Annotated in this window: 1 protein-coding gene (cut by a window edge); it reads right to left on the reverse strand. The window is 57.3% G+C overall.

The window, feature by feature from the left end; genetic code table 11:
- Positions 1 to 13633 carry the end of a hypothetical protein gene (locus SIB72_RS05325; RefSeq protein ID WP_413744872.1) on the reverse strand. It continues 18353 nt past the right edge of the window, so the window shows 13633 of its 31986 coding nt (coding positions 18354–31986); the start codon falls outside the window, past its right edge; its stop codon occupies positions 1 to 3.

Below are 13633 nucleotides of genomic sequence, written 5' to 3' on the forward strand. Positions count from 1 at the left end.
TCAGAAACTCCACCTAAAGCCACCGTTGTAGTTGATGGATTGGGTGCTTCCTGGTGAAAGCTGACCGAGGCCATTGAAGTAGAGCGAGAAGCGGTTGTTGAGTGCAACATCCAAGCCGAGCCCAACGTTGAGCCAGGAGGTCGGTGCTGGAGTTCCATCCACCGTGAAGGAGCCCTTTGGAGCCGATCGGAAGCTGGCGGTGAGGGCCCGGTTGGTATCACCGAGATCCCAGGCATAGCCGAGGCTGAGGCGGGGGATGAAGGTGGTGCTACCGGTCTTAAAGGGTTGCTTGAAGGCGAGGGCGAGCTCGAGTGGAACGGAGTTGTAGGTGGCGGCGTCGTACTTGAGGGAGTAGCTGGCTTTGCCTGGATCGGCGGTTTTGATCAGGGGATTACCAGGCTGGACATAGGCGCGGTTTTTGGAGGTGGTGGTTTCGGAGTAGCTGGCCTGATTGAGCTGCAGCCAGCTGAGGCCGAGGCTTGGGGTGAGGCTGCCCTGGTTGCCGGTGCTGATCCGATGGCTGAGGCGGAGGCTGCCGCCGATGGCGGTGCTGCTGGAGGAGCCTTCCTCGGTGGAGGGGTAGCCCTTGATGTTGACCTGACGGGTGGTGTCTGTTGAGAAACCACCAGCGGAGAAGGAACCAGTGAGCCAGGTGGAGGAGGACAGGCGCTGCTTGGCGTAGAGCATGCCACTCCAGCCCTCGGTTTTCCCGAAGGTGGTGGGTTCATCGGTCGTGGTCCAGAGATTGTCAAAGCGTCCAGCGATTCCGATCAGGGTGTTGTCACCCACGAGGGTGTCAGCACCGACGGAGGTGTTGAAGGCGGTGGTGTTGTAGCCGGCTTGCGCAGAGCTACCGCTGCCAGGTGTTGCGGCATCGGAACCACCGGCTTCCACCCAGGTGCGCCACTTACCGCAGTCGTTGGGATCACCCGTATAGGTGTCACCAGGCTGGAGCGTTTGGACGTTGAGGATGCAGCGCTGCAGCTGGGAGAGCACAGCGGAATCAAGGCTGGTGTTGACTTCTTGCTGGAAGGCTTGGCCAGTGGCGAGTGCCACTTGTGGGAAGGCTGCGGAGGTGGCGCCGGAGAGCTGACGGTAGAGCTTGTTGAGCTCCCCTTTGGTCTCTTGGGCAAAGATCAGCGCAGCAATGGCGTTGAAGTCTGCCGTGCTGCCAGCGGCTTGGATGGTGTTGACGGCCTTGCCAACGGCGGTGGAGTTGGGATCCAGTCCGCCTGGTGCGTAGTCAACGTCGTAGTGGAAGGCGAGATCGGTGTTGTTGTTCGTGAGCTCGAAGTCAAAGGAGGCAACCGCTGACTTGGGTGCGATCAGCTTGAGATCACCGATGGTGACGCCTTCTTGGGCATTGACGATGCCTTCTGAGACGAAGGATCCAGGCATGGCCTCACCCACCTGGTTGGCGAGTAGCTCAATAGTGCCGTTGAGATCAGCGCGGTAGTGGGTGGTGAGGTTGTCAGTCTTGCCGGAGCGGAGAACGAGGTCTGCCTCATAGAGGGAGGTGTTGGTGGTTTCGAAGTTGGCGTAGACCTTGAGATCGCCGATGCGGTACTCACCACCGGGGTTAATGACGCCGCGCTGATAGAGGGTGACATTGCCGTTGGCTTGCACGAGGTTGGACTCAAGGCGTGCATCTGGGGCGTTGTAGATGTTCTTGGTGAGCCCTGGAATGATGATGTCTCCAGAGATCTCGCCGTAGTTGTTGATTTCATCCGGACCACCTGGTCCTCGGATGGCTTCACCACTGCCATTACTGCCACCAATGATGGTGCCGTAATTGGTGACGCGTTCAACGGTGTTTGTGGGCAGCACGATGGCGGCCGCATCGCTGCCAGTGCCACCTTGAATCACAGCACCGGCTTCATTGACAACGTTCAAGTTGCCGCTGATGGCGCTGGTGCTCTTGGTGATGCCAATGCCACCTTCACCGCTGGAGATGATCACACCGGTGTTGATCACTTTCACTTCACCGGCACGGGCACCGACGTATTGACGTTCGTCATACGTGAACTCATCGGTGTACTGCACCGTATCGGTGCTGCCTTCAGTGATGTTGCTCACCGTGCCATCAGGGTTTTGGTAGAGGTAGGCACCGCCTGTGGCTGTTTGGAAGAGCAGGGCCACTGCGTTTTCGCCGGTGGCGCTGATCGTGCCTGAGTTGTTGTAGGTGAGGTTGCCGGAGGTCCCACTTGGGGTGCTCAGGGCTTTATGGGAACTGGCCTTGTTGACGCCTCCAAAGACGAAGCCACCACCACCGGCAAGACTCTGAGCCACGACAGCATGGGAGCCTTTGCCGCTAGTGCGGATGGTGCCGGTGTTGGTGAGCCAGATGTTGCCAGAGCCGGAGTCTTTATTGGTGTTGTTGAGACTGACCACTCCCGAGGAGGAGCCGCCGACACCACCACCACCACCGATGGATTGGATCAGCATGCCAAAGCTGTTGTCACCGCTGGTTGTGATCACACCACTATTGGTGACTGTGATGTCACCTGCGGTTGTGGAGCTGCCGCCATGGTCAGCAGCGGAGAAGCTGACGCTGCTGCCTCCGGTGGTGTAGCCACCACCACCGCCGATGGATTGGAGCACAACGGCAGGAGAGAAATTGCCGCTGGTTGAGATTCCAGGCACTTCGGTAGCTGTGACGCCCGTTGCTGTGTTTTCCGTCACGACGCCTCCGGCTGCATTGCTCCACGTGATGCCGCTTGCGCTTGCATTGGCATTGAGAGTGCCGCTGCCGCCGCTGCCGAGCTGCACGGTCCCGGTGGTGGATGCGGCAAAACCACCGCCACCACCAATGGTCTGAGCCATCAGTGCCGGGCTGGTATTACCAGTGCTGAACAGCTGTGCCCCGGAGTTGATCGTGAGCTCGATGGCAGCGGCGGATGTGTTGCCGGTGTTGGCGACCGCAGAGGTGCGGCCGAGGCTGAGGTTGCCTGCCACGGTGTCGACGCTGCCGCCGCCGCCGCCGATGGTCTGGGCGATCAGGCCGGCTGCATTGCTACCAGCGGAGCCCACCTTGTTGTTGATTGTGAGCGTCAGCGCTCCTGCGCTGCGATTGCCAAGGCCCTGTCCACCAAGGGTGGCATTGCCGCCGATGGCGCCAGCGACACCACCACCACCGCCGATGGTTTGAACGATGGCACCGGCGCCGCGATCACCAGCGCTGGTGAGGTTGGAATCGATGGTGAGATTGAGGGCACCACCTGTGCCTTCCGGAGTTCCGAGGAGGCCGGATGTACCGCCGAGGTTGGCGTTGCCACCAACGTCGCCAACGCGGCCGCCACCGCCGCCAATGGATTGGAGCATCAAGGCAGCTGCATCGGTGCCATTGGTGGCGGCATTGATCTGACTGCTGAGACTGAGAGCAGCAGCGGAGGATGTGCCGAGGTATCGGCCGCCCAGTTGGGCATTGGCACTGGTGCTGCCGGTATAGCCGCCACCACCACCAATGGATTGGTAGGAGAGGCCGCTGGAACCTTGACCAGTGGTGACCACGCGGCTACGGCTGCCGGCCGTGAAGCTGATCACACCGCCTGAACCTTCGCTGCCTTCTGTTCCACCACCGAGGAGAAGATCGCCGCTGCTCGTGTCGGTGCTGGGGAAGACCAGGCCGCCGCCGCCACCGAGCGACTGGAGCACAAAGGCGGGTGATTGGTCTCCAAAGGTTTGGATCGAACCATTGCCTCCGTTCGTTGCGAGATCAAGGCTGACCTTGCCACCATCACCGATGGCGCCATTGGCACCGAGCGTGACGCTGCCAGCGGCACTGCCGGCCCGTCCACCGCCGCCACCAATGGATTGAGCCGAGATGCCGATGGACTGAGCCCCGGCTGTGGTGATCGTGCCGGTGCTGTTGATGGTGACATCAGCAGCGTCGCCGTTGGCGAGTGTCGATGCGCCCATGGTGAGGGAGCTTGAGGTGGAGCCCGTGACACCACCGCCAGCACCGATGGATTGCAGCAGCACGCCATCGCTACCGAAGCCCGTCGTCACCACATCAGCGTTCAGGGTGAGGTCAACTTTTCCGGCATCAAGGTTGAGACTGCTGACGGCACCGGCGCTTGCTGTTGCAGAGGGGAGAGGTGCATAACCACCACCACCACCGATGGATTGGGCCAGCAGAGCAGGAGAGAGATTGCCAGTGGTGGTGAGGTCTCCAGTGATTGTCAGATTCAGTGCATTGGCTTGGTTGTCTGTGGCCTTCGTGCCGCCAAGGTTGATGCTGGTGGCGGTGGCTTTTTCGAGACCAAAGACGGCACCACCACCACCGGCGATGGATTGGGCGACGATTGCTGCCGAATTACTACCTGAGGTTGCAATTGCTCCGCTAGTGGAGAAGGTGATGGCTGCACTGTTGTTGTTGCCGATCACCGAGCCACCCAGGCTGATGGCGTTGCCGCCAGCTGAGGTGGTGTAGAGACCGCCACCAGCAATGGACTGGAGGATCACACCGGTGGAGTTGAGACCGGTGGTGATGATGTTTCCGGAGTTGGTGAAGTTGATGGCGCCCGAGCGGCTGTCGCCAAAACCACTGCCACCCACGCTGACGGAGGTGGGAGCACTGCCGATTAAGGCGCCGCCGCCACCGATGGACTGGATCGTGAAGCCCGGGGAGCTGATGCCGTTGGTGGTGATGGGTGCGCCGCTGATGGCTGTGATGCTTCCGCCGCGGATGTCGGAGCGAAGAGAGGAGCTGCTTCCGGTGCTGACGCTGCCATCAACGGCACCGAGGAGACCACCACCACCACCGATGGATTGGAGCACGACGCCTGGGCTGTCGTTACTAGCTGTCTGAATGCTGCGGCTGAGTTGGGTGTATTTGAGCGAACCGGCTGATGCATCAACACCGGCCTGTTGCGTGCCGCCTACCACCACATTCCCGCCCACATCGGCAACGATGCCACCACCACCGCCGATCGATTGGAGAACGGCACCAGGGCTGTTGGTACCAGTGGTGATGACTTGGAAGGGGAGGATGAGTTCGAGGTCAGCACCGGTGGAGGTGCCGGTGGTGAGGCCACCAAGCTGAACGGTGCCAGCGGGAACGCTGCCGATCCAGCCACCACCGCCACCGATGGATTGGTGGATCACGCCAGGTGAGAACTGCCCAGTGGCTTGGAGAATGCCGCCGCCTTCTACGAGGGTGAGGGTGCCGCCGGATCCAGCGGTGCCGTTGCTGCCACCGCCGAGGATGACGGTACCGCTGCCGTTGCTGTCACCAAGGCCGACCATGCCGCCGCCGCCACCGACGGATTGCATCAGGTAAGAGGGTGCGTAATTGCCGCTGGTTGCAATCGTTCCACCCGTGTTGTTGAGGGTGACATTGCCAGCATTGCCGCTGGCTCCGTTCGCACCAAGGGTGAGAGAGCCGCTGGCACTGCCGATCCGACCACCACCGGCGCCAACGGATTGGGCGACCACACCGATGCTGTAATCGCCTGTGGTCTGAATGGTTCCACCGGTGTTGTTGATGCTGACGTTGCCGGCATTACCGCTGGCATTGGTGGCTCCCATCACAAGGCTGGTGCTGCTGCCTCCAGCGCTACCGCCGCCGCCGCCAATGGACTGGGCGACGATGCCTTCTGAGTTTTTGCCGGTGGTGATGATCGTGCCTTGTTGGGTGATGAGGACATCGGAAGCATTGGCGAGACCGCCATCCATGCCGAGGCGCATAGTGTCTCCGCTTTGGGAGGTGAAACCGCCGCCGCCACCGATGGATTGGGCAATCACCCCTTGCGATTGCACGCCGGTGGTGACCAGGTTGCTGGCACTGCTGAAGTAAAGATCAATCGAGCCGCTATTGCCGACCATTTGGCCACTGCCGCCCAGTTCCACAGCAGCTGAATTACCACTGCCGTCGCCACCGACGTAACCGCCGCCACCGCCAATGGTTTGGGCGATGACCGCTGGGGAGGAAACACCTGTGGTTTGGATCCGTGAGTTGCTCTTGGAGGTGAGGCTGATCGATCCAGAGCTGGTTTGGCCTACGACATCGCCACCAAGGCTGACGGAGGATTTGGAGGTATAGGCAACGCCGCCGCCGCCGCCGATGGACTGGAGGATGAGGCCCGGTGAGTTGCGTTTCTCCGTTGAGATAGTCCAGCGCTGGCTAATAGCAGTGACATCACTGGCTGAGGTGTTGCCCGTGCTCACGGTGCCGAAATTGATTTGATCTCCATCCACATCACCAGCGAGGCCACCACCACCACCGATGGATTGCATCACCACACCGGGGCTGTTAATGCCCTTGGTGAGCGCAGTGAAGGGTCCGTTGAGGGTGATGGCACCGGCCTTGAAGCTACCGGTTCCAGAGCCGCCGAGAGTGGCGTTTCCGCCGATGGAATTGACTGAGCCACCACCACCACCGATGGATTGAATCACCAGAGCAGCGGAATCGTTGCCGATGGAGGTGAGAGAGGCACCGGCGTTGCTCACCACGCGGATGGCACCGCCATCTCCATTGCTGACACCAAGGCTGGAGAGGCCCAGGGTGGCGTTACCGCCAACAGTGCCAAGACGGCCACCACCACCACCGATGGCCTGGACAAGCATGACCGGGGATGTGGAACCTTTCGTGATCAGGTCACCTTCAATATCAGCCAGCACTGCTTGCTCAACCGGTTGAATTTCGCAAGACCCGAAGCGACAGGCGATCGGCATTGGCAGATTGCTTGAGCCGGTGATGCCGACGGAGGCAGCATTGATGTAAGCCCCTAACAAGCCATTGGTTGTTGCATTGCCGGCAAACCCGCCGCCACCACCGATGGTCTGAACGACAAAAGCAGGGCTGTTATCACCGGTGGTTTGCAGGATGCCACTGACATTGGCGGTGATCGGACCACCCGTTGCTGTGCCACTAAAATATTTGGAGACGTCAGATTCAAGGCCCAGAATTGCAGATGTTCTGGAATTGACGAGCGCCCAACCTCCGCCGCCTCCGATCGACTGCAGGATGGCTGCCGCTGACCGTGCCCCAGATGTTGAAATGAGGCTGCTATTTGTGGTGGTGAAGTTGATCGATCCCGCAGACAGTTTGGATGTGGCGTTAACAGATTGAGACTCGTGCCCGAATTGGATGTTTCCGGTATAGGCATCATTTAAAGCCTGGATGGCGCCGCCGCCCCCACCAATGCTTTGAAGCAGCAGTGCAGGGGATCCCAGTCCCGTGGTTGTCAGATTGGATTGATTTTTGACTGTGATATCGCCTGAACTGCCTAATGTTGTGTCGACCGCCCCTAGTAGGAAAGCGGGGGTCGAATCATATCCGTCGCGATCATCTGTTAGCTTCCAATTGATAGCGCCAGAGCCACCGCCACCACCGATACTTTGGGCGATGAGGGCGGCTGAGTTGTTGCCAGTTGTGGTTATTTTACCTTTGTTGTTGATAGAAACATTAGAGGAGTCGTTGGATCCATCGGAATAAGTGGCGCCAAGCACCATTCGATAATCGACGGCTGTATTGATACCGATAAATCCACCGCCACCACCGATGGATTGGGCAAGAATTCCTGTGCTGTTGCTGCCGAAGGTCTGAATCGAGCCGTTGGTGGTGACATCAACGGCATTGCTTTGGTTGTTGCTTTCAAGGGTTCTGTACGAACCCAGGTCAACCTGGCCGGCCGCCTGGGCGATCCAGCCACCGCCGCCACCGATGGATTGCGCCACTAATGCCGGCGAATTGTTCCCTGTCGTCTGAATCGTTCCTTGAGTGGTGACATCAACCTTTCCTGCGGTGGATGTCTGGGAGGCCAGAGATTGTATGGATCCAACGCTGACTGCGCCTGAAACGATGCCAACGAGGCCACCACCACCGCCAATGGATTGGGCCAGCAGGCCGCTGGAATAAATGCCCTTGGTGCTGATGTTTCCGGTTTGCGTAATCGATACATCTCCTGCACTGTTGTCACCCCGTCCTTTTAGGGTGCCGACTCTCGCAAATCTCTGAGAGTCGCCTGTGGCGCCGCCACCACCACCAATCGATTGGGCCACTAGGGCTGGCGAATTGATGCCCAAGCTAAATAGGTTGGCATTGCTATTCACGGTAATGGCGCCGCCTTTGCCGCCGTTAGATTGGATTGCTCCGAGGAAGGAGTAATTGTTGCCTTGATCGAGTAGTAGCCATCCGCCACCATCGCCAATGCTTTGTGCAAGAACAACGGAAGAATTATCTCCTTGTGTGTAATATTGTTCGGCATTGATCGTGATGTTGACAGCGTTGGCATTGCCTCCGCCGCCTATGCCAACTGTTTTGTTCTTGACGATCATTGCGTCGACATGGTCGAGATTGTCAAGGATGCGGAAGTAGTTGCTGTCGCCCGCGACTTTGTTGTCGATGATGTCTTTCCAGTCTTCGTTCCATGAGCTAGCTGTCTCTTTTTTCACGAACCCTTGCGGACCTTGGCTTCCAAGAAGAGCAGCACTCTGTCCGCCTTTGTTCGGTGTGATGTCTCCTAAGAAGCCGCCACCACCGCCAATGGATTGGGCAATTAATGCTTGTGAACCTATGCCCTCGGTGGTGATATTGCCGTTCGTGTTAATGGTGATTGTCTGGCCAGAATTAGCATTCGCTTCGGTATTCGTACTGGCGTTGCCAAGCCAGAAGAATTCTGGATCCGATGCCACTGGTGCGTAGACGCCACCGCCACCGGCCGATTGCACAAGCATCGCCGGTGCGGCATCTCCCGTGGTCGTGATGATCCCGGTGTTATTCACGGTGACTGCACCACCCGATCCATCAGAGCCGCCGATGTTGCCCACTGATATCAGTTGCTCCCCTTTGGTTACAGGTCCTGTTAGGGCCTGTCCTCCTCCATGGCTGACAGCTGCAAGGCCAATCGAACCGTCACCAAGCGTCTTCAGTAAGGCTGTGTTGGTGACGGACACGTCACCTGCTGATGTGTTGCCTTTGGTGTTTGCGCCAGCCAAGAGATCGCCGCCGATCTCAGCGATGAAGCCGCCGCCGCCACCCCCGCTGACAGCGGTTAGGGCAGTTGCCGCTTCACCTGTGGTGGTAATAAAGCTACCGGTATTCTCAACAGTGATGTCACCACCACTGGCGTCAATGGTGAGGTCTGGTGCGTTAATTCCCATCTTCGCAAGGTCGGTTGACGTCCCGAAGATGGTTCCGCCTCCCCCGCCCAGGCTCATGATGTTGATGCCTGTGGAGCCATCACCTGTTGTGGAGATGTTGCCGCTATTGCGGAAGGTGATGTCACCGCCACTGCTGTTGCCGGCCATATCCTTGGCACCCATCCGCACAGAGTTGGCTTTCGCGCTCACCGCACCACCACCGCCACCAACGGTTTGCACTCGGATGGCTTGCGAATAATTTCCTGTAGTCGAGATATTGGCTGTGTTGTTGACATCAATGTCGCCACCAAAGCCAATCGATCCCCCTTGGCTGCCGAGGCGTAGGTTGCTGTTGTTGGCAGATTGGAGGTCTGTCCAGCCGCCTCCACCGCCAACACTTTGAATCAGTAGGCCTGGAGCACCTCTTCCTGTGGTTGTAATGAACTCACCGGTGTTTTTAACCGTGATGTTTTCTGAACCTGAATTAAATGCTTTGTGGCCAGAAAGGAAGAGGCGATAACTCCCTTCCGTACTGGAGAGCAAACTCTTATCTAATTGAGAGAAGGCGTTAACGCCCCCTCCACCACCCACGCTTTGTGCAAGCAATGCAATGGAGCCTCGGCCTGTTGTGCTGATGTTTCCGGAGTTTGTGACGGTGACGTTCCCGCTCGTGGAGTTGGCTGTGTAAAGCGAACCCATGTACATTTCGTCGATTGTTCTTGCACTCATGAAGCCACCGCCCCCGGCGATGGATTGGGCAAGGATGCCTCCGGAGGCTTGCCCGGTGGTGCTGATATCTCCACTGTTGTTGACTACAACATCGCCAGAATTGCTGGAAACATATCCATTGGCGCCTAGTGAAATGGTTGCGGCATTCATGCTGCCGGCATACCCTCCACCGCCGCCAATGGATTGGGCGACTAAGGCAGGAGAGATCTTTCCTTTCGTGGTGATGGAGGCTTGGTTCGTAACCTCGACATTTCCGGCATCATCGGTGTCTCCAAACACGTCGGCAACAACAGAACCTTTTTTGTTCCATTTTTGGCTGCCAGTGCCCATGTGTCCTTTCCATGAGTTGGGTGGTGTTTCTGTGAATCTGTTTTCTCCGATGAAGCCGCCACCACCACCAATCGACTGAGCTGCGATGCCCGGCGAGCTATTGCCTTCTGTGTAAATAGACTTGCCAGTATTAATCAGTTTGACGAGCCCGCTGGATGCTGAGAGTTTATTTCCACGTCCTGTGAGGCCCAGTTGAACATTGCCGTAATACTGGTCGGCACGACCTCCTCCTCCAGCAATTGATTGAAGTAAGAGGGCCGGTGCATCGATGCCTTTGGTGCTAATCGATCCAGAGTTGGTTACATCGACCGATCCTGAATCACTGAAACCAGAGCCTTTGTTAAGACCCATTTGTACCGTGCCGGCTTTATTGCCCAGAAGGCCTCCTCCGCCTCCAATGGATTGAACGGTAATAGCACCAGCACTCAATCCGGTAGTGGTGATGTTGGCCCTGTTGATGACGTCAATGTTTCCGCCTTTGACGGTTCCATAGGGTGAGAGGGAGCCGAGTTGGACAGTTGTATCTTCTGCTGTGCTCCCTGCCAGCCAACCGCCACCACCACCGATGGATTGGATCAGCATGGCTCGGGCATAATCTCCTTCGGTTGTGATAAAGCTGCCGGTGTTGCTTACCGTGATATCTCCTCCTGAGCCATTGCCGGTTGCACTCGATCCCAATTGAAGATTGGATGCGAGCTCCTTTTGGTCAAGCCGGCGCACGTTGCCGCCACCAGCACCAATCGACTGCACGACCATCGCAGAGGACGAGATGCCTTTGGACGAGAGATTGCCCGAATTGTTGAGGGTGATCGCTCCGCTATGTGCACGAAGAGAGCCGTTATCACCCATCTGCAGAGTTTGTGTATTGTCAGCCTTCGCGAGTTCATTGTTTAGGGTGGTGTAGCCACCGCCACCACCGATGGACTGCGCCATGATCAGAGGCGATGTAATCCCTGTGGTAACGATGTTCCCACTATTTTTGATATTGATATTGCCTGCTTTGGAGTCAACTATATTGTCGCCCCCCAGCTGAATTGTCTCATTGCTGGTGAGGCTGACGACACCACCGCCACCACCAATACTCTGAACAACAAGGGCAGCTGATGCACCGCCTGTTGTGCTGAGCAGGCTGGTATTGGTGACGTTGACATTGCCAGCGTTGATGTTCTTCAGACTCGTGCCTCCGAATGTCACCCCATCTTTGGAGGAGCCAATGAATCCACCACCGCCGCCAATGGATTGAGCCAGGATTGCTGTTGAACCAATCCCTGAAGTTTGAATCGACTGTCCTGTTGAAGAGAGAGTGATGCTGCCCGATGTACCTAACGTATCGCTAAGGCCATTGACTGCTCCAAGGGTCGCTTTTCCGCCAGAGGACCCAGCAATGTACCCGCCTCCGGCTCCAATCGACTGAATAATGATGCCACTCGAATAGTTGCCATCGGTCTGAACAAGATTGGTGTTGGTGACCTTGATGTCACCTGATGCGGCAGCGGCGAGATGGTTTTTCGTGCCAAGAGCAAGATCTCCAGCGGCGGAGCTAATCACACCGCCACCGCCTCCGATTGTTTGGGCCGTTAGGGCTGCGGAGAATTCACCGGTGGTCCAGAGGATTGCCTTATTTTCAACAGTGACGTTGCCGGAGTTGGCGTTGCCGCTGTTGTTATTTATGGCCCCGATCCGAGTTCCTCCCAAACCACTTGCATTCAGCAAGCCATAGCCGCCGCCTCCTCCAATCGATTGCGCGACTAAAGCAGGTGAATAATTCCCTTTTGTAGTAATTGCCTTCGAAGAGTTATTGACTGTGACGGCACCTGCGGTTGCGTTGATCTCCCCAGTGCTGCCAAACGTAATTTTGTATTTTTTGTCACTGCCTGTTTGAGCCATGTATCCACCGCCGCCAGCTAGGGACTGTGCGAACAGGCCCGCTGACCCGACCTTTGTTGTGCTGAGATTGCTTGTGTTGGTGACGGTGACATTGCCTGTTGTGATGACTGGGATGTCTTTCGATGCCACTGCAGTGGAAATCGAGCCCATCCGTAATGAACTGCTGGCGCTGGTGGCTGAGGAGCCGCCACCACCACCAATGGATTGAGCAATGATCGCTGCAGAGTTGACTCCAAATGTTGCAATCGTTGCCTTGTTGGTTACTTCGACATCACCGGCAATGCTTGTGCTGTTGCTTGCAATCGTGCCGCCCATCGTCGCAATATTGCCAGTCTGCGTGCCGGTGAATCCTCCTCCCCCGGCAATCGCTTGCGCCAAGATTCCTGTTGAGTTTTCTCCTTTGGTTTGGATGGCTGTGTAGTTGACATTGGCCTCGATTGACCCGGCATTGCTACTGCCGATTTGTGTGGCGCCCAGTGTTGTATTTCCTCCCACATTGCCAATCCAGCCTCCACCACCACCGATGGTTTGCATCACGAGTGCCGGTGAGTCATTCCCTTCCGTGGCTACTGCTTTGCCAGATCCAGTAAAGGTGATCGAACCGGCGTTGGCAGTTCCCGGCCCTGAGCTTGTCATCCCAAGTGTGGCGTTTCCGATGACTTCAGCTCCAAAGCCGCCACCTCCGGCGATCGATTGAATCACCATCCCGGAAGAGTTCGTGCCTTCCGTGACGACATTTCCTGTGAGGTTGGCCACCACATTTCCAGAGCTGAGATTGCCACTTACTTTCTTTGCTCCGAAGTTGGCATCTCCGAGGGCGCTTCCTGTGTAACCACCGCCACCACCAATCGACTGAGCTGTCAGTGCTGATGAATAGTCTCCTTGGGTGTAGAGAATGGAGCGAGCGGTGATCTTCACATCGCCAGAGCTGGCGGTGCCTGAATTGTTAATGCTTCCAAGTTGTGTTGTTCCATTCCCGCTTGCAGTTAGCAGTGAGAATCCACCACCACCGCCAATGGATTGCGCCACAAGTGCGGGGGAGAAGTTGGCTGATGTTGCAATTTGAGCGCCAGTGTTATTGACATTGACGTTTCCGGCTTTGGCATTGATCGCTCCAGTGCTGCCAAAAGAGACTGCGTATTCTTCGTAATCACCGGTTTGTGACACATAGCCACCACCGCCAGCAATGGACTGGGCAATCAGACCCGCTGAGCCCACTGAGCTTGTGCTGAGGATTCCCTTATTGGTGACCTCCACATTGCCTGTTGTGATTGTTGGCAAGCTTCCCGGCTCTGTGGCTGTGGAAATACCGCCCAAGCGGATGGAGTCTCCCTTGCTTGTGGCGGACGCACCGCCACCACCGCCGACGGCCTGGGCAATGATGGCTGCTGAATTGATCCCTGAAATGTTATCAGTTCCAGCTGAAGTGATGATTGTGGCGTTATTCGTCAGCGTCACATCGCCTGCGTTGCTTGTGCTATTGCCTGAGATTGTTCCACCCAGATTCAGAACGCTACCTTTTGTGGATCCGGTAAATCCACCACCACCAGCAATGGCTTGAGCCAGAATGCCGGTGGAGTTTTCTCCGATGGTCTGAATGGAT

The organism is Synechococcus sp. MIT S9451, from assembly GCF_047304725.1.
Classification (GTDB): domain Bacteria; phylum Cyanobacteriota; class Cyanobacteriia; order PCC-6307; family Cyanobiaceae; genus Synechococcus_C.